This is a genomic window from Nocardia sp. NPDC051463 (assembly GCF_040681975.1).
Classification (GTDB): Bacteria; Actinomycetota; Actinomycetes; order Mycobacteriales; family Mycobacteriaceae; genus Nocardia.
Map to the genome: position 1 here is coordinate 153,028 of NZ_JBFBAB010000001.1, position 18,866 is coordinate 171,893.

Here is an 18,866-nt window from a genome sequence, read left to right on the forward strand (position 1 = left end):
CCCATGGCTACCACCCGGGTGATGACCACCGTCCTGCCCTATTCGGTGGATCCGGCGGACCCGTTCCACGTGTCCTTGTTCTTCTCCCATCGCCTCGAGGGCGGCGGTCGGCTCGGCGACTACCCGGTGATGCTGAACTGGGTCGCCACACTGCGCACCGCGAGAATTCGCCTACTTGCCGACACCAGCGTGGTACCGATCGCCTGCACGCCGTTGCTCGCGCCGACCGGTGACCCACGGATCGTTCCACCCAACGACACAGCCTGGCAGACAGCGTTTCCGGCGACCACCGCCGTACGGGATTATCCCCGACCCACGCTGACCGATGTGCCGTGGAACAGCTACCCCGCACACCGAACTCCCGATCATGCCCTCGAAGCGCACTACGCGTCGAACTGCTCGTGCCCGGTCAGCAGGCCCGGAGTAGTCGGCAACCCGCTCGCCGAGGAAGTGCTGAAGGTATTCGGGGGCATCGAAGGCGTCAGTGGCCTGGTCGACCGGCTGAAAAACTATGTCGTTCGCCGCACACGGCACCGGGATGGAGTCATTGCCGACCGCGACCGCGCCGCCCGCGACGCGGTCGCTCCGACACGTCCGGATCCAGCGACCATCGGGCCGGACACCGGCGGTAGTGAGGGCGATGGTGGCGGCGTCATCGTCAACGTGGCAGGACCACCACGCAGTTGGCAGTCGCCGATCGAGGCTCTGCTCGACCCCGACAACATCGACAAGCTGATCACCGAGTTCCTCAACGGTCTGCTCAACGACCCAACCGTCGACGACAATCCGATCCTGGCGATGCTGCGCGATGTACACGCCGCCCAGCGCTACTACAACCGCCCCGAGGAGCAGACAGCGCACAAGCAGCGGCCCACCGCAGGCGCGCAGCTCCCCCGCACCCCACACCCCACACCCGACTTCCACGAGCGGGCGGCATCCGCAGGTAACGTTCCCGCACTGGCCCGCACGCTCGGCTTAGTCGTGGACCTTCGGGTCGACGATCCGGCCGTACTACGTACCGCCACCACGATCCGGTGCGACGTGATCATCAACGGGGCCGAAGAGTACCTGTCTCCCGAAACTCTCTGCACCACAGTGGGTTCACGATTCCTGGCGGTTCCACAGACCGATCGGTGGCGCGCCGGGCGGCTCGCGCTCGGCGACCCCACGCGCTACCGCGTGATGGACCTCGACCCCGACGCGTCAGGCCTGTCGCTCGAGCAACTGCTCCGTAGTGTGGTGCGCGCCTTGGCAATCGAACTCAACGGCGACCGCGCCACCTTCGCCCCCGCAGGACTGCGCGCCACCGGATTCTCCCTCGCCGAACTCGGCCGCCCGAACGAGCTGCGACAACGCATCGCCAAGGCCGAGGCCATGGAACCGGTCGTGGAGCGACCAGGGACACCCCAGACACGCGAGCAGTTCCACTACGAAGAGCTGCTGCGCGGCATCCGCGTCGAGGTGTGGGACGACGCCACCCGGCTGTGGCACAACCTGCACCGGCGGCAAGTCGCCGCGACATTCGGCAACCAGCCCGTCGCCACCCTCTACGACATCGGCTATCTGCAGAATCCGCCGCTGAGCCGCACCCCCGGCAACGACGCCCACCCGTACTACGTCCACGAAGTGCTCGCCGGTTGGGACGGATGGAGTCTGTCCGCGCCGCGACCGGGCCGGATGGTCATCCACGATGACGGCAGGCACGGTGACGCGGGCAGCGAGCACATCACCGACCAGCCCGAAAATGTGGCCGACGACGCGCAACCCCCCGGCCTCGAGGTCCGTTCCACGCCAACACCGAAGTCGCTGCCTGCGTTGCGCTACGGCCGCCGCTACTCCTTCCGCATCGCCGGTGTCGACCTGGCGGGCAACAGCGTCCCGATGGATCCGCTGCCCACCACAGACCCACACGACACCACCGTCGCCGCCGCATCCGCACACCTCGACGCGCTGCGCGCAGAGGCCGCGCAACGCGACCAGAAGGGACTACTCGCGGCACTGAAGGCCAGGAAGATGGCAGCTCCGCGCGCGCTCACCGACGACGGGATGCGCGGCGAGGTCGAGCGCGCGACCGCATCGGTGGTCGAGAACGCGACATCGCTGCGGACCCACCCCCAGTGGGACATCGCCCCCGAACAACTGGCCGCCCTGTTCACCGATTCCGGCGACCCGAACACGGTCAGCTCGCCACGGCAGTTTCTGCGCTGGGACCCGATAGTCGCCCCGACACTGGTCCCTCGGGTGGCGTACACGCCAGGAGAGTCGTTGCAGCGCATGGTGATCCGGACCGGGCTCACCGACGGACCCGGACTGAGCCAGCGCCACCTCGCACCGCCGAAAGGCAGCCAGCTCGAAGCCGAGCAGGACGGTCGATTCGATGCACTGGTGCGCGCAGGCGAGCATGTCCGGGCCTACGCCACCGCGCTGAAGGAACGGGGCAACTTCTTCCACACCCGAATTCAGGACCTGAACTCACCCACCGGAAGCATCGCACAACCGGGCATCTCGCTGCTGGCCGCACCCAACGCCACCGGGCTCAAAACCCTCGCGGAGATCCAGGATCCCGAGGTACAGCCCGCCGAAGGTCAATACATCGCCCACGACGTCGATAACCTCGTGCTGCCCTACCTGCCGGACCCGTTCGCCGACGGCGTGGCGCTGATGTTCTACGAGGCAGGCGCGGATCACCGCTTCGCCAATCCACGTCTGCTGCAAACGGTAACGATCAAATACGCTGGTGTATGGCCCGAACTACAGCCGCTGCGACTGGTGGTCCACAACGCGCCCCGCTTGGATGCGCGCCAGGACGGTAACGTCATCCACGTCGGTCTGCCACCCGGTGAGCAGGTCGCGGTCGCCTTCTCGACGACGCTGGACCCCGAACATCTGGAGAAGATGGCGCTCTGGCGTTTTCACCCGGTCCACGACCCCGCGGTGCCCGAGACAGACCGCCGAACCCTCGCCCGCGCCGCCCGCGACGGCTGGCTGTGGTGGCTCACCCCGGATGAAGATCTGCGGCTGGTGCACGCCACGGCACGGCCTGCGACGCCACCGATGATCTCGCGACTGAAGGCGCGACCCCGCAACGCCAACGTTGTGACCGCCGACCTCGACGGTGTCATCGAGGTGCACGGCGCCAGCACCGAGAAGATCGAGCTACGTGCACGATGGGACGACCTCGTCGACGACCCGACCACCGATGAACCCGCGCTGAGCGGCACCAAAGCGATAGTTGTCGATCATCGTATCCAGGAACACGAGCGCGGGTCGCTGTTCACGCTCTTGGACCGCGGGCACGAGGTCGGCACGCGGATCACCGAAATGGGCGTCCGGACCGCCATCCACAGCCTGCCGGATACCAAGGCCCGCACCGTGCACTACCGATTACACGGCATCTCACGCTACCGCGAGTTCTTCCTGCCCAGCGAACTACCCAGCGCCGATGACGAGGCGTCGGCGGGCAACGAGGTCGCGGTGAACATCCCGAGCTCGGCGCCGCCGCTACCACCAGTGGTACGCGATGTGATCCCGATGTTCCTGTGGGAGCAGACGACCGAGCCCGAACACCCCTTCGCTGTCCGGCGGATTCGGCGCAGCGGTGTCCGCATCTGGCTGGACCGGCCGTGGTACTCCAGCGGCGACGGCGAGATGCTGGCCATCCTCACCACCGGCGATCCCGAGCTCGCCAAGGGCAAAGACGACGAGGTCAGCCTGTGGGCGCGCGACCCGATCCTGGCCGGCCCCGAGATGCGCAACACCTATGAGGTGCCGGTGCTTTCCGCGTGGGAGCAACGTGCGGTGCAATTGACGCTGGTACCACAGGACAAACCGGGTCGCCCGGTCGCGCACGTCGTCAGGGAACGCAAGTCCGACAAACCCGAGGACAGGGACAAGGTGATCAACGCCTATGCGTTCCGCCCCGAGTTTCATAAGGAGCGCAAACGCTGGTTCGTCGACGTGGTCCTGGACTCCGCACACGCGATCTGGCCGTTCCTGCGTTTGTCGGTCGCCCGGTATCAACCCAACTCGATTCCGGGCATGGCGTTCTCCGAGGTCGTCGCTACAGACTTCGTACAACTGCCACCAGAGCGAATCGGCACGTTGAGCCGACCGGAAGACGGCGAAGTACGGGTCAGCGTAACCGGTGTGACCGCCGTGACCGCGACGCCGGACTCCGACCGACCCACACCCCCAACCGACCGCGACACCTTCCGGAATGCGCTGTCGAAGTCGCGACGGGTGGTGGCGACGCTGCAGGCCCGGAACACGGCCTCCGGCTCCGACATCGACTGGGTCGACATCGTCTCGGTGCCGTGCGAGCCGGCCGGCGTACGCCTCGGGTCCTTCGAAGCGACCTGGTCCGCGGCGCTGCCCCTGAAGCCCGAGCAGCAGCTGCTGACACCGGGGACATCCGACGATCTGCGGGTACAGGTCGAGGAATACGAGGTGCTGCCCGCCGACCCGGTGCCCGGCGAGCAGACTCCGGGCACCACAGAACGATTGGTATACGCCGATCACTTCAGCCTGTAGGGCCCTCGGGAGTGGTCGCCGACACTTCAACGAAATTCGACTCTGCGCTGTGGAAGGCCGATGTGCCGGTTCATGCTGCGGGGCAGAATGTTTGGTGGGTGGCCCAGCTGCCCATGATGTCGGTCGGCGCGGGCGGGAATGCGGTTCAGAGGCCATTGCCCAGAATGGCGGCCGCTTGGTGGGCCTGCCGGCGCACTGTGTCGATGTCGTCGTCGAACATATTGGCGTAGAAGGTGATGCGCGCCGTGTCGGTGATGCCAGCGAAACGCAGCCAATAGTCGAAATAGCTGGCGTGGAAGTCGGCGCCGAACTCGTCCGGGCTGTTGGGGTGGTAGACGGCGGCCGTGTAGACCGAAACGGCCTTCTTGCCGGTGAGCAGGCCGCGGTACCCGGCCTGCTGGTCGATGGCGAACAGCAGGCCGTTCTGAGAAATCACGTCGATGAAATGTTTGAGGATATAGGGCAGTCCGTGATTCCACATGGGCACGCTGAACAGATAGTGCTCGTAGCTGTCGAAGCGGCGAAAGGTGTCCAGCACCCGATTCCAGCTCTCGCTTTGAGCGTCGGTGAGGGCGGTGCCGGTGAGGGCGTTCATCTTCGCCTGCGCGGCGGCCGGTCCCATCTCCGGAAGATCGGTCTCCCAGAGATTCCATTCGTCGATCACCGCGTCCGGATGGGCATCCAGGTAGGTGGCCAGGAAGCTGCCGGCCAAGGCGATCGATTCGGACTGTTCGCCGCGCGGCGAAGCCGAGACGTGAAGCAAACGTGTCATGACAATCCTCGAAGGTGTCGGTGGGATTCAGCTGTAGATCTGCTCGTAGAGGCCGCGAATCTCGGTATCGGCCGGGACACGCGGGTTGTTGGCGGGTGAACCCGAGGCCAGCGCCTGCTCGGCCATGACCGGGATCAGCTCGTGCCACCGGTCACTGTCGATTCCGTAGGTCGCTGGCGTGGGCACTCGCAGGTCTCGGCACAGCTCGGTCAGCGCCGAGACGAGATTGCCTGCCGCGGTGGCATTGTCGTCGAGGCCGGTGGCCACCCCGAGCGCGCGGGCGCAGTCGCCGTAGCGGGCCGGTGCCGCGCGAACCGAGAACGCCGTGACGGCCGGCAGCAGCATGGCATTCGAAAGACCATGCGCGACACCGAAATGCGCGCCGATCGGTCTGCTCATCCCGTGTACCAGAGCAACACTCGAATTAGAGAACGCCATCCCCGCGGTGGTGGCGGCGAGCATCATCTGCTCGCGGGCCTCGAGATCGTCACCATCGGCGTAGGCGCGGCGCAACACGCGACCGATGGTGCCGATCGCGACGAGAGCGAGGTTGTCGGAAAAGGGATTCGCCTTCGTGCTGACGTATGCCTCGATGGCATGGGTGAGTGCGTCCACACCGGTGTCGGACGTCAGACGCGGCGGCATCGAGACCGTCAGCTCGTAGTCGATCACTGCGGCGACCGGCAGGAACGCGGGCCCGACGCACAGCATCTTCTCGCCACCGGAACTGTCGCTGATCACCGTGAACTGCGTTGCCTCCGAGCCGCTTCCGGCCGTCGTCGGGACCGCGATGACCGGGAGCGCCGGACCGGAATTGGCGCGCGGAGCCTTGTAGTCCCGCATCTGCCCGCCCTGCCGGCCGAGCAAACCCAACGCCTTGGCGGTGTCCATCGGACTGCCGCCACCGAATCCGATCACCGAATCGGAGCCGTGCTCGCGGATGGCGAGCACACCGGCGGCAAGCGAATCGGTAGTGGGATCGGCGACCGTATCCGCGAACAGCCTCGGTGACACTCCAGCGGCCGTGAGGTCTTTGATCATTCGCTCCGCCGCGCCGGTGCCGACGAGGAACGAATCGGTGACCACGAGCGGGCGGGTCAGCCCGAGACTTGCGACCACGTCACCGATCTCACGGACCGCGCCGCCGCCGAGGCGCAGGATGCGCGGTAGTGCGAGGTGTGCGATCACTGTCGAATCTCCTTCCTACTCCGGTCGAGTCTCATGCGACATGTCGCAGATCGCAATCACTAAATCAGCACAGCGCTGTGCGTCTTCGCACAGCCCGTTAGCATTCGATGGTGATCGATGCGGATTCTCTCCGGTACTTCCTCGAGGTTGCCCGAACTCGCCGGCTCGTTGCCGCCGGGCAGCGGCTGGGCGTCAATCACACGACCGTAAGTCGCCGAATCGCCGCGCTCGAGCGCTCACTCGGAATCCGCCTGTTCGATCGGGCGCCCAGCGGATGGGTACTCACCGACGCGGGATACCGCCTGCTGGCCCACGCCGAGGCGGTCGAGTCGGCCCTGCTGGCCGCCATGGACAGCATCGCGACGGCTGGCCGTCTGTCGGGCACGGTACGGATCGCCACTCCCGATGGGTTCGGCGCGTTCCTCCTAGCACCGAATCTGGCCGAGTTGTGCGCACAGCATCCCGACCTGGATATTCAAATCGTTACCGCGACAAGGCAGGACGTCGTCGCGACCCGGGAATTCGATATCGCGGTCACCCTCGAGCCGCCGTCACCGAGGTCCGTGGAAGTCAGCGAACTCGCGGACTACCAGTTGGGACTGTTCGCGACGCGCGGCTACCTTGCCGCACATCCCCGCATCACTCGCGTGCTCGACCTGCGCGACCATCGACTGATCGGCTATGTCGACGCATTGCTCGACATTCCCGCCCTCCGGATTCTCGATGACATCCTCCCGGGGCTTCGCGTGAGCATTCAGACCAACAACATCACCGGCCAGTGGACCGCCGCCGCCGGTAGCCTGGGTATCGCCGTTCTGCCTCGCTATATCGGCGATTCCGATCCGCGGCTCGAGCGCGTCCTCGCCGAGGAGGTCACCGTCACACGGAAATATTGGCTCGTCGTACCGCGGGACCTGCACCGGCTCGCCCGGGTGCGGACCACGATCGCGATGCTCCGCACCCTCGTGGCGACCCAGGACGGCCTGATACCTCGCCACTAGCCACATCACGGGTTGGGGTTCCGGTAGCAAACCTCGAAAAAACAGCGGATACGGCGTAGCTGCTTGGGACGTGGGTTGATTCACTGATTCGACCTGCGGTGGTGGTGTTTGCTGGATGGCTCGGCTGCCAATGATGTTGGTAAGGGTGCCGGAGGTCGGTTCGTGGCGACGCGAGTGTTCGCGGATGAGGCGTTGGCGCATCTGCGGAAGTTCCCGCAGATCAGCCGGGACTGCGAGTGCGCGACACGCTGTTCCGACCACCCAGACCTCCGGCCTCCGCGGCCTCGAACACGCTCCGAACAGCCACTACAGTGCCCACTCCATGAGTGCCTGTCCGGACAGTTCAGAATGCATCACCCCGGGAGAATAGTCTCGGAAGGGTGTCGTGTTGCCGAACGCGTCGGCAGAGCGGCGATGAAGTCGATGAGGGTCGCTCCCCATAGAGTCGACGTCCCCTGAGTCGATGCCCATCTCGTAGACCTGACCGTAGGTCGGTCCCGGGCGATGATCAATGAACAGGACACCGGCATCGCTGGAATGCGCGATGCCCACTGCTGCATGCGGCCGAGCGGATCGTTTTCGGATCACCACCCCTACACCTTCAGGGTCTGGTTCAGCTCGATGTACATCCGGTGAGATTTGGCGACCTGGCTTGTATCGAGAAGCCCGTGCCGGTGCGGCAGGAGTTACGAGGCAATCGCCGCGCTGGGTCTCGATGACTCCGTTGTATCGTTCGAGCAGCACCCGCAAGTCTGGGTGCAGGGTGAATCCGAATGGGATCAATCTTCGAGCACCTGCGCCGCGGCCTGCCGGAACCCCGGGTTATGGCCACACCCGCGGCTGATCAGGCGACTTCAGACCCGTCGAAGTTCGAAAATGCGGAACTCGCGGCCACCGGAGAGCTCGCACTCCATCTCATAGCCGGGCCAGAACTCCACGGCCAGGTCCCAAGCCCGTTTACGGTCCGCTCCGGTGATCTCGGTGACGGTGACCTCGAGCTGTTCGGACTTCGTCCGCACGGTAGCCGTGCTCGCCGCACGCAGGTTCGCCGACCACACCGGATGCTTCGCGCTGCCCCAATTGGACCCCAGGACCAGGAAGTTCTCCTCGTGTGGCACATACAACAACGACGTCGTGCGCGGCAGCCCGGTTTTGCGGCCCATGACGGTGATCTCGATCGACGGCAGCCCCGCCAGATCGAGGATGCCACATTTGCCGCCGCTCACCCGGCGCACCACACGCTCCAGCCACAGCACCACCGGCGCTGTGCGCATGACCCAGCGTCGCGCCGCGAGCCATCGGGCGACAGCGGGCAAAGGATTGGACACCATCCTCGAATCCTGACAGACATCGGCACCCGACGAGCGCAGCGAAGCGCGCACTGAGACCACCTTCACTGCCTTACCCTCGATCCGGCTCGTTAAAGGTGGCGGGCAACACACTTAGGAGATCGCGGGTGGACGGTCGACTGCCAGCTCGGGCACGGTGCCCGCAAACCGTTCGATCTCCACCAGCGCGAGCTGACCGGTACAGCCCTGACTCAGCCGGGAGGTGCCGCGATCTGAGGTGAGCACATTCGGGTTACCGTGCCTGCAAAAGCTGGGATCTGCGGGGTCGGGGTCATACCAGGCGCCCGTCGACAGTTGCGCGACACCGACGCGCACCCCGTCATCGACAACGACGCCCGCCAGGCAGCTGCCTCGGTCGTTGAAGATCCGCACAATATCGCCGTCGCCGATGCCGCGCGCACCCGCATCGTCGGGATGCAACCGCACCGGTTCTCGCCCACCAATTTTCGCGGACCGACTGTGCGCGCCGATGTCGAGCTGACTGTGCAGCTTCGTGCGCGGCTGATTGGCGATCAGCTGCAACGGGAATTGTGCCGCCGCCCGCCCGCCGAGCCATTCCTCCGGTTCCATCCACACCGGATGCCCAGGACAGTCCGGATAGCCGAAACCTTCGATGGTTTCGGAGAATATCTCGATCCTCCCGCTGGGCGTGGCCAACGGGAAACGCTCCGGGTCGGACCGGAACCGCGCGAACAACACCTGATCGGGGTCGGGTATCGGAAGCTCGAGCTGCTCGCTGTCCCAGAACACCTCGAAGTCCGGGACTTCGTCACCGCGGTGGGTCTGCCACTCCCGATACAGCTGCCGCAACCATTCTTGCGCCGTGCGACCCTCGGTGAATTCCTTTCCGACACCGAGGGTTTCGGCCAACTCGGCAAAGATCGCAAAATCGTCGCGCGCCTGCCCGTGCGGCCTGGTCAGCGCGGGCATCGGGAAGAAGACCCGATCGTTCTGCCCAGCGCCGTAGTCGTCACGTTCGATCGACATCGTCGCGGGAAGCACGATGTCGGCATGGCGGGCGGTCGCGGTCCAGAACGCATCGTGCACAACCACCGTTTCCGGGCGCGCGAACGCCGCACGCAACCTGGCCAGATCCTGATGGTGGTGAAAGGGATTCCCGCCGCACCAGTACACGAGCCTGATGTCGGGGTAGGTCAGTGTCCGACCGTCGTAGTCGTAGTCCGCACCAGGGCTCAGCAGCATGTCGGAGATCCTGGCGACCGGGATGAATGTGTCCACACCGTTGCGGCCCTGCGGGAACCTCGGCACCGAATAGGCACATGCAGCCTCACCGACATGCGCCGTCGACCCGTACCCATGGCCGAAACCGCCACCGGGCAAACCGATCTGACCGAGCATCGCCGCCAGCACCACCCCCAGCCACAGCGGTTGCTCACCGTGCTCGGCACGCTGCAACGACCAACTCACGGTCACCATCGTCCGCGCCGCGGCCATGTCCCGCGCCAACGCCCGAATCGTACCGGCAGCCAGCCCGGTGATCGGTGCCGCCCATTCCGGCCCCTTCACGACCCCGTCCCGCTCGCCACGCAGATAGCCGGCGAACCGCGCATAACCGACGGTGTACCGGTCGAGGAAGTCGTTGTCCGCCAACCCCTCCGCATCCAACACCTGTGCCAACGCCACCATCAGCGCCGCGTCGCTGCCCGGTCGCGGCGCCAGCCACTCGGCCTGCGCTTCGGCCGGGATATCGTCACGCAGCGGGCTGATCGACACGAACCGGCAGCCACGCGCCCGCGCCGCACCGATCCAAGTCCGCGTGTTGTGTCGTGACACTCCCCCCTGAGAGACCGCCGAATTCTTCGGTGACAACCCGCCGAAGGCCACCATCAACTCCGTGTTCTCCACGAGCACACTTTTGGCCGTCGCATGCCCGTCCAGCACCGACATATCGGCGATCACATGCGGCAACAGCACACTCGACGCGCCGAGGCTGTAACTGTTCACATGCCGCACATACCCACCGAGACAGTTCAGGAACCGATGCACCTGACTCTGCGCGTGATGGAACCGCCCCGCACTCGCCCACCCATAAGACCCGCCGTACACCGACTCCGCACCGTGCTCGCGATAGACCCGACCCAGCTCACCCGAAAGCAAACCCACCGCGGTCTCCCACGACACGGGAACAAACGGCTCGTCTCCGCGCCGAGCGGGCCCCGGCCCCTGTTCCAGCCACCCCCTACGCACATACGGCTGGTCGATTCGCGTCCGATGATGCTGCGCCGAGGCGACATTGTCGATCAACGCCATCGGCTCCGGATCACCACGCCACGGCCGCACCGAGGTCAGCCGCTCACCGTCACTATCAGCCTCGAACACTCCCCAATGCGTCAGATGCCCGGCCATCACACCACCGTAGCCCGCATACCGGAGCTCCCGCTTCCACCAAGTGTCCCGTAGTTCCGAAACACCGGCGGATCCTGAAAGACATGGACAACATGTCGAGCGCCGACGGCCTGAAGCCGCGAGCAGCTGGCTGCTCGACATCCGCGCCGATCCGCATGTCGAACTGCGCATTCGCGGCGGCAACTACACCGGCACCGCACGCCGGATCAACGACCCCGACGAACTCTGTCCCGCCCGCACCACCCTCTGCGAAACAGTCCACCGCACCGACTACGGCGAATTGGCCCTACATCTGCACGGTCGCCCGACACGGGCGAAAATCCAAGAGCTACAACACTATTGGTTCGGCACCGGAACCGCTGTCACCATCGACCTCGACAAGCGCCGTAGCGTCATGCCCCGACCACACCGAGCCGATCGGCGGGGTCGGAGCGCACACGACAACCCCGGGCCAGCTCAGGATTCGAACTCGACCGGCAGACCCGCTTCGGTCCAGTCCTGGATTCCGGCGCGGTAGGCGCGCACGTTCGTGTAGCCGAGCACGCGCAGTCTTCCGGCGACAACCTCACTGTTCTGGCACGACAGGTTCGAGCAGTAGGTGACAACGGGCGCATCCCTATCCGGAAGCAGCTGGGCGGCAAGGGAATCCACGTCCGCCGCCACAAGGCTTAGCGCGCCGGGCAGATGCGCCTTCTCGTAGTAGCCCGCACCGAGGGTATCGAGCACTGTCACCGCGCCTGCCTCGATCGCGGCGGCCAGTTCGGTCCGGGTGATCACTGTGGTCATGAGAATTTCCCTCCTCGACAACACGCATATATGTGCGTGCGCACACACTACTATGAAATGTGCAGGCGCACACAATGAGTAGGATCACCACGTGACGAACTCCGAAAAACACCGCCACGCCGCCGCCGCATGGTCGGCACTACTCCGCGTGCACGCACAGCTCGTCCCACAACTCGACACCGACCTGCGCCAATCCTTCGGGCTACCACTGGCCTGGTACGACGTCCTACTCGAACTCGACGACACCGAACCACTCCGCATGACCGACCTCGGCGACCGCGTCGTCCTCAGCCGTACCCGAGTCAGCAGACTCGTCACCGAAATGCAGACCGCAGGCCTGCTCACCCGCCGAACCAACCCCGACGACGCCAGATCCGCCTTCGTCTCGATCACCGACGCAGGCCGCACCCGCCTACGCGAATCCGCACCCCACTACCACACCACCATCGACAAGCACTTCGCCGACAAACTCGACGCCGACGAACTCACCACCCTCGCCACCACCCTCGGCAAAATCCTCGGCCCCACCCACCTCCCACTCACCACCACACCCCATAACCCACCACCACGCACACCCACCGACACGCCGATATAGTCGGTGGCTTGTCACTCGTGCAGCCCGCACTCGGTCTCATACCGAGAGCCCTACCGCTCCAAGGCGATCCAACATCGCGAACTACTGAAGTTCACCGCCGTCGGGGCCCTCGCCTGGTTCATCGACACCGGCGTCGTCTACACGGTCACTCACCGTCCTCGGTGAAAACCACTTACCGCAAGACTTCTCTGGCGTACTCATCGCCTCCTACCTCCTCAACCGCGAATAGTCCTTCCGCACCAGAGGCGGCCGCCAACGCCACCACGAAGCAACGCGCTTCTTCGCCATCAGCGCACTCGGCATCGGCGTCACCCTGCTCCCCAAGCCATCTCGCTCTACCTACTGCACCTCAGAACGCCCCACGTCGGGCCCCCCACCCAGGCCGTAGCCAACATCATCACCGGCCAAATCCTCGGCGTCCTCCTCGCCATGGTCTTCCACTTCTGGGCATTCCGCCGATTCGTCTTCCCCAACGACCTCCCCGAAGCCGAAAAGCACAGCATCTGAGCACACCAGCCCCATCTGTACCTTTGATGACAAGCACACCGTGCGTCCACCCGCGGAAAGGATGCAGCCCCTTGTCGACCGGCGCAGCACAACCGAGACCATCGTCGGCCCAGCCGAGCCGCCACCCGACGCAAGGAATCGGCTGATGTTCGCACGCTGGGGGAATCTCGTCCATCGCTTCCGCTTCGCCGTCCTCGGCATCACCGTCGCAGCACTATTGGCCCTCAGCAGCTACGGCATCGGCCTCGAAGACCACCTCAGCTCCAGCGGACTCGATGACCCCACCTCCGAATCCGCCCGCGCCGGCCGCCTCGCCGACGAAGCGTTCGGGCGCAACCACGACGGCGACGTCATCCTGCTATTCATCGCACCCACCGGCAAAACCGTCGACGACCCCGCTTTCAGCACCGCGGTAGTCGACCACCTCAACCGCCTCCCCCGCGACCACCCCAACGAAATCACCCGCATCAACGGTGCCTACTGGCACACCGAAACCGGAAAGTTCAGCGCCGCACAGGCCGCCACCAACGACAAGACCACAGCCTTCGCCGCACTCGCCATCCGCGGCGACAACGACACCGACATGGTGCGCAACTTCCGAAAAGTCAAGGAAGCCTTCCCCCTTCCTGGCATCCAAGTCCAGATCGCCGGCCTCCAAGCCGTCGGTGGCACCCTCAACGACACGATCACCACCGACACCAAGCGCATGGAGAAAATCGCCCTTCCCGCCGTCGCGGTGTTGCTGTTCTTCATCTTCGGTGGCCTGGTCGCCGCCGCACTACCGCTCATCATCGGCGGCCTCACCGTGCTCGGCGCGGGCGGCGTCGTCCGCATCCTCACCAACTTCACCGAAGTCAACTCCTTCGTCAACGGCGTCGTATCCATGGTCGGACTCGGCCTCGCCATCGACTACGGCCTCTTCATAGTCAGCCGATTCCGCGAAGAACTCGCCGAAGGCTACGACACTCCCACCGCCGTCCGGCGCACCGTCATGACCGCAGGACGCACCGTCGCCTTCTCCGCCACCATGATCATCGCCAGCCTGGGCGGACTACTGCTCTTCCCGCAGGGCTTCCTCAAATCCCTCGCCTACGGCGCCATCGCGACCGTCTCACTCGCAGCCCTCACCGCCGTCACCATCCTGCCCGCAATCCTCGCAATCCTCGGCCCGCGCGTAGACATGCTCGGACTCAAACGATTCCGCACAACAAAAACCGCCGACCAAGTAGAGAACGGCTTCTGGGGACGTGCCACCGGCTGGGTCATGCAACGCCCACTACACATCGCTGTCCCCCTCTGCATCGGATTGTTCCTGCTGATCCTGCCGATGAAGAACCTCGTCTTCGGCGGTATGAGCGAGAAATACCTACCCACCGACAATCCGGTCCGAACCGCCCAACAGAACTTCGACGAACTCTTCCACCTCCGCCAGACCGATCCACTACAGCTGATCATCACCTCCGACAATTCACTCGCCGTCGGCGAAGTCACGCGACGAGCCAACCAAGCACCCGGCCTCGCCCAGCAATTCGGCGTCCCGACACCTGCCCCATCGCATCCCGGCGTATACCGACTACAGGCTCCGCTCATCGATACCGCCAAGGGCGGCACAACCATCGAATACCTACGCGCCATGGATATTCCCGACGGCGTCACCCTCATGGTCGGCGGCAAACCTGCAATCGAAAAAGACAGCATCGACGCGCTGCTGTACCGCATGCCCATCATGATCGCGATGGTCCTGCTCATCACCACCATCCTGATGTTCCTCACCTTCGGATCACTGGTCCTTCCGATCAAGGCCGCACTCATGAGCGCACTCGGATTGGGCTCCACCCTCGGCATTCTGACCTGGATCTTCATCGACGGACACGGCGCAAGCCTGCTCAACTTCACCCCGCAACCGATCATGGCGCCGGTGCTCGTGCTCATCATCGCGATCATCTACGGCCTCTCGACCGACTACGAAGTCTTCCTGCTCTCCCGCATGGTCGAGGCCCGCGCCAACGGCGCGAGCACCAGCGAAGCCATCCGCACCGGCACCGCACACACCGGCCGCATCATCACCGCCGCCGCGCTCATCCTGCTTGTCGTCACCGGCGCCTTCGCCTTCTCCGATCTCGTGATGATGCAGTACATCGCCTACGGCATGATCGCCGCACTGTTCATCGACGCCACCATCCTGCGCATGCTCCTGGTCCCCGCGATCATGAAACTCCTGGGCGACGACTGCTGGTGGGCACCGGCCTGGATGAAACACATCCAACAGCGCATCGGCCTCGGCGAACCGATCCTCGACGATGAACGCCCCGGCACCAGCGAACTGCACGATCTAGTGAAGTCCACACCCATCACCGACCCGGTCACCAGGAAACTCCCCGTGGTCAGCACATCACGCTCCGAGCACGTCTGACAGCGCCCCGCACGCCGAAACCGCTCGGCAGCGCCGTCCACGGAGGTACGCTCACCGCCGGAAAGCGTCACCGCCGGCCACCGGACCGAAGGACGACCACCGATGAGCAGCCCTCGCTTCGAAGTCGAATACGCCGATCCGACGCCACTGCAGGCGCGCATCGACACACACCGGAAATACTCAGAGAAGCCCGACGACCCCGGCGCCGACGTGCTCGCCGCGATCGCGCTGACCGGAACCGAGCACCTAGCCGATATCGGCTGCGGCGATGCCCGATTCCTCGCCGATCTCGCCGCCCGCGGACACCGAGGCCCACTGGTCGGCATCGACACCTCACCCGCCATGGTCGCCGCGGCCGCGGCCGTCCCCAACGTGCACGCGGTACTCGCCTACGCCGAGCAGATCCCCTTCGACGACAACACCTTCGACGTCGTCACCGCACGGCACATGCTCTACCACGTGCCCGACCCGAGAGCCGCCCTCGTCGAGTTCCGACGCACCACCAAGCCCGGCGGTGCCGTGGCCATCGTGGTGAACCACCCCCACACCTGCCCGCGCACCGCGGAACTGATCGCCGCCCATGCGGGCAGCTACGGCGTCACCACCACCGCGGCCTTCGCCGCGACCGTCGATTCCGACACGCTGCCCGCGATGATGACCGACATTTTCGGCACCGTCCGGATCCACCGCTCCGACAACGCCCTCGTCTTCGATGCCGCCGCACCGCTGATCCGCTTCGCCGAAGCGTTGTTCAGCTTCCACGGCATCACCCCCGATCACCCCGAGCGGCAAGCGATCCTCGCCGACATGAGTGCAGACATCGAGGATTGGTTCGCCTACCATCCCGGCCAGAGCTGGCGCGATCCCAAGGGATATATCGTCGCCATCGCGGCAACATAGCGCGCATTGATCCCGGTCTCCACTCCTTGCTGCTTTTGTTTATTAGGAGTAGAGATGCGCCGGGAGCGACGGGGTTGTGTCAGAAAAGTAAGCTACATGTCGAGATGCGCATATCTACGTAGGTTCATGTTTTAGCGGGTCCTACTTTTCTTCTGTGCTGGATTCGTTTCACCGACGACCGAATCACTTGGCCTGCAGAAACTCCCCTGCGTTCCCAGCCCGGGGCCCGATCCCTCCGACTCCTCCCCCTGACAGGTCTGGCACCGCTCGATGCGCCACCCCCGCCCCGCCCACGCAGCCGATGGGGATTGCCCACTGAGAACTCCCCCACCCTGGCAGGCCTCCGAATCCTGAAGCCGTCAGGAAAAATTGCAGCGTAGTCTCGACGGCGACCGAATTCGTCTAGCGTGACCGGACAAACCTCAGCGTGATCTGCGGCTGCCCCCAGACGTAGGGGCTGGATCGACCCCGGCGGCGAACACCGCAAGGGCAAACAAGATGGTGGTGGCCGTCACCCCGGGCGTTATGCATCGAAGCTCGCCTTCGGTCATGGTGGTGCAGAGTTCGGAGACCGGCGTCGTCGGCGCTGCGGCCGATCCCCCGCGACACCGCGGCCACGTGAGGTGTAGCAGTGCAAGGCGATGACCGACCGCAGCGCTGCCCGCGAAAGCCTCTCGCGGACAACCGAGATCGCATGCTCCACGCGTGGCCGGGCCGGATCGAACGATCCGGCGCCCGGCCGGGGTCCGCCTGCCGATCAGTCGAGCACGGCATCGAACATGCCGCGCTCGTAGGCCCCTCCCTGCTGGCGCACGATCACGCCGAGCCGGTTCGCCGCGTTGATCATGGCGACCAGGTAGACCAGCGCTGCGATCTGGTCGTCGTCGTAGTGCGTGCGAACCTGTGCCCAGGTCTCGTCGGACACCCCCTGATGGGCGTCGGCGAGCCGGGTGCCCTCCTCGGCGAGCGCGAGCGCGGCCCGCTCGGCCTCGGTGAACACGGTGGACTCACGCCAGACGGCGACCAGGTTGATGCGGACCGCCGTTTCACCCGCGGCCGCGAGTTCCTTGGTGTGGACGTCGGCGCACCAGCCACAGCCGTTGATCTGGCTGGCACGCAGCTCTACCAGTTCCAGCGTGGACTTCGGCAGCGTCGCCTGCGTGATCGCCAGGCTGGTGTTGGCGAACCGCTTGCCGATCTTTGCGCCGAGCTCGTTCGTGGACAGGTTGAATCGGGGTTCCATGACTTGGTCCTCACTCGCGGTGCTGAATTGAACGACCATGAGACGGCGGCGACCAGATCCGCGTAACAGCGCGCTGACGTGACTAGCGCCACTCACACTTGGTGTTATAAAACGGCGGGGCCCGGCGTCTGGTGGGTGACACAGTCGAGAGTGAACCAGGAGCCACCCATGGCCGGTACTTCGCAGACCACGCCCGACGATCGCAGGGACAACAGCGGCCGCGGCTACCGCCCGGACCCCGCCACCGAGGGGTTCCTCGCCCACCGCAACCTGTTGTTCACTGTCGCCTACGAGTTGCTCGGCTCGGCCGCCGACGCCGAAGACGTCCTACAGGAGACCTGGCTGCGATGGGCGGGTGTCGACCTCGACACCGTGCGGGATCATCGCGCCTACCTCGTCCGGATCACCACCCGCCAGGCGCTCGACCGGCTGCGCACGCTCGGCCGCCGCAAGGAGTCTTACGTCGGACCGTGGCTGCCCGAACCGCTGCTGACCGCACCCGACGTTGCCGAGGATGTCGAACTGGCCGACAGCATCTCGATGGCAATGCTGCTGGTGCTGGAGACGCTCGCGCCCACCGAGCGGGCGGTGTTCGTGCTGCGCGAGGTGTTCGATCTGGGGTACGACGAAATCGCCGCAGCTGTCGACAAGAGCCCCGCCGCGGTCCGGCAACTCGCGTACCGGGCACGGGCATACGTTGCCGCGCGCCGACCGCGAGGGGTCGTTTCCGCGGCCGAGACCAGGGACGCCCTCGAGGCATTCCAACGAGCGGTCGAAACGGGCGACCTACAAAACCTGCTCGACATACTCGCGCCCGATGTCGTCCTCCTGAGTGACGGTGGCGGAGTTGTGCAGGCCGCGCTGTCGCCCGTCGTCGGGGCCGACGTAGTGGCTCGCGCGCTTGGCAGGATCGCCGCCGAGGCGGCACTGCGGCCTGCGCACGTCAATGGTCACCCGGCGCTGATCATCGAGCTCAACGGCAAGGTCGACACCACCGTGACAATGCGCTTCGACGACGGCCTGATCACCGGGCTCTACGCCGTGCGCAACCCTGAGAAGCTCTCGCGGATGCAACGCGAGACCGCCCTACGCCGATGAGTCGGGTATCGACCGAAAGCTACGAATGGGGCTCCTGCACAGCCAGATTCGGCCTCCATCTACTGCAATCCTGCGTCGTGTGCACCATTGCACCGATTGCCGCTTCAGATAATGCCT

11 protein-coding genes and 1 pseudogene are annotated in these 18,866 nt (G+C 65.3%); 6 read left to right on the plus strand and 6 right to left on the minus strand.

Going from position 1 to position 18,866, the window contains the following annotated elements:
- The first annotated feature begins 3 nt into the window (after positions 1–3).
- On the plus strand, positions 4–4,530 hold the full coding sequence (locus AB0M74_RS00695; protein WP_364900101.1) for a hypothetical protein: 4,527 nt from the start codon (positions 4–6) through the stop codon (positions 4,528–4,530).
- A 145-nt stretch (positions 4,531–4,675) separates the two neighbouring features.
- On the opposite strand, the gene AB0M74_RS00700 is transcribed toward AB0M74_RS00695, so the two are convergent.
- A complete protein-coding gene (locus tag AB0M74_RS00700; protein WP_364900103.1) occupies positions 4,676–5,302 on the minus strand; it encodes an NAD(P)H-dependent oxidoreductase in 627 nt (208 codons plus the stop codon).
- 27 nt (positions 5,303–5,329) lie between these two features.
- A complete protein-coding gene (locus tag AB0M74_RS00705) occupies positions 5,330–6,490 on the minus strand; it encodes an iron-containing alcohol dehydrogenase (protein ID WP_364900105.1) in 1,161 nt (386 codons plus the stop codon).
- Between the two features lie 107 nt (positions 6,491–6,597).
- Here AB0M74_RS00705 and AB0M74_RS00710 point away from each other — a divergent pair, with 107 nt between their 5' ends.
- On the plus strand, positions 6,598–7,491 hold the full coding sequence (locus tag AB0M74_RS00710) for a LysR family transcriptional regulator (RefSeq protein WP_364900107.1): 894 nt from the start codon (positions 6,598–6,600) through the stop codon (positions 7,489–7,491).
- 854 nt (positions 7,492–8,345) lie between these two features.
- On the opposite strand, the gene AB0M74_RS00715 is transcribed toward AB0M74_RS00710, so the two are convergent.
- The 3 genes from AB0M74_RS00715 to AB0M74_RS00725 all read right to left on the minus strand — a co-directional run bounded on the left by AB0M74_RS00715 (position 8,346) and on the right by AB0M74_RS00725 (position 11,993).
- Complete coding sequence (locus tag AB0M74_RS00715) at positions 8,346–8,822, minus strand: nitroreductase family deazaflavin-dependent oxidoreductase (RefSeq protein WP_364900108.1); 477 nt, start codon at positions 8,820–8,822, stop codon at positions 8,346–8,348.
- Between the two features lie 111 nt (positions 8,823–8,933).
- On the minus strand, positions 8,934–11,207 hold the full coding sequence (locus AB0M74_RS00720) for a molybdopterin-dependent oxidoreductase (RefSeq protein ID WP_364900110.1): 2,274 nt from the start codon (positions 11,205–11,207) through the stop codon (positions 8,934–8,936).
- A gap of 456 nt (positions 11,208–11,663) precedes the next feature.
- Positions 11,664–11,993 (minus strand): rhodanese-like domain-containing protein, encoded by a 330-nt coding sequence (locus tag AB0M74_RS00725; RefSeq protein WP_364900112.1) that lies wholly within the window; start codon positions 11,991–11,993, stop codon positions 11,664–11,666.
- A gap of 91 nt (positions 11,994–12,084) precedes the next feature.
- Here AB0M74_RS00725 and AB0M74_RS00730 point away from each other — a divergent pair, with 91 nt between their 5' ends.
- The 3 genes and pseudogenes from AB0M74_RS00730 (at position 12,085) to AB0M74_RS00740 (ending at position 16,408) form a co-directional block, all read left to right on the plus strand.
- Positions 12,085–12,588 carry a MarR family transcriptional regulator gene (locus AB0M74_RS00730; protein ID WP_364900114.1) on the plus strand — a complete coding sequence of 168 codons (504 nt, stop codon included), beginning with the start codon at positions 12,085–12,087 and terminating at the stop codon, positions 12,586–12,588.
- A gap of 652 nt (positions 12,589–13,240) precedes the next feature.
- Positions 13,241–15,400: pseudogene (locus AB0M74_RS00735) on the plus strand (MMPL family transporter); the annotation flags it as partial.
- Between the two features lie 210 nt (positions 15,401–15,610).
- Entirely contained in the window at positions 15,611–16,408 is a 798-nt protein-coding gene (locus tag AB0M74_RS00740; protein ID WP_364900116.1) for a class I SAM-dependent methyltransferase, read from the plus strand.
- 757 nt (positions 16,409–17,165) lie between these two features.
- On the opposite strand, the gene AB0M74_RS00745 is transcribed toward AB0M74_RS00740, so the two are convergent.
- The gene (locus AB0M74_RS00745) at positions 17,166–17,651 is read right to left on the minus strand and encodes a carboxymuconolactone decarboxylase family protein (protein ID WP_364900118.1); all 486 of its coding nucleotides are present in this window, start codon (positions 17,649–17,651) and stop codon (positions 17,166–17,168) included.
- A 168-nt stretch (positions 17,652–17,819) separates the two neighbouring features.
- Between AB0M74_RS00745 and AB0M74_RS00750 the strand changes: the two genes are divergently transcribed.
- On the plus strand, positions 17,820–18,749 hold the full coding sequence (locus AB0M74_RS00750) for an RNA polymerase sigma-70 factor (protein ID WP_364900120.1): 930 nt from the start codon (positions 17,820–17,822) through the stop codon (positions 18,747–18,749).
- Positions 18,750–18,866 lie beyond the last annotated feature (117 nt).

What these genes read in the sequence shown, in the direction of transcription:
- AB0M74_RS00725 (WP_364900112.1), bottom strand. Translation starts at nt 11,993, where the DNA reads ATGACCACAGTGATCACCCGGACCGAACTGGCCGCCGCGATCGAGGCA.
- AB0M74_RS00745 (WP_364900118.1), bottom strand. Translation starts at nt 17,651, where the DNA reads ATGGAACCCCGATTCAACCTGTCCACGAACGAGCTCGGCGCAAAGATC.
- AB0M74_RS00715 (WP_364900108.1), bottom strand. Translation starts at nt 8,822, where the DNA reads ATGGTGTCCAATCCTTTGCCCGCTGTCGCCCGATGGCTCGCGGCGCGA.
- AB0M74_RS00720 (WP_364900110.1), bottom strand. Translation starts at nt 11,207, where the DNA reads ATGGCCGGGCATCTGACGCATTGGGGAGTGTTCGAGGCTGATAGTGAC.
- AB0M74_RS00695 (WP_364900101.1), top strand. Translation starts at nt 4, where the DNA reads ATGGCTACCACCCGGGTGATGACCACCGTCCTGCCCTATTCGGTGGAT.
- AB0M74_RS00700 (WP_364900103.1), bottom strand. Translation starts at nt 5,302, where the DNA reads ATGACACGTTTGCTTCACGTCTCGGCTTCGCCGCGCGGCGAACAGTCC.
- AB0M74_RS00740 (WP_364900116.1), top strand. Translation starts at nt 15,611, where the DNA reads ATGAGCAGCCCTCGCTTCGAAGTCGAATACGCCGATCCGACGCCACTG.
- AB0M74_RS00750 (WP_364900120.1), top strand. Translation starts at nt 17,820, where the DNA reads ATGGCCGGTACTTCGCAGACCACGCCCGACGATCGCAGGGACAACAGC.
- AB0M74_RS00710 (WP_364900107.1), top strand. Translation starts at nt 6,598, where the DNA reads ATGGTGATCGATGCGGATTCTCTCCGGTACTTCCTCGAGGTTGCCCGA.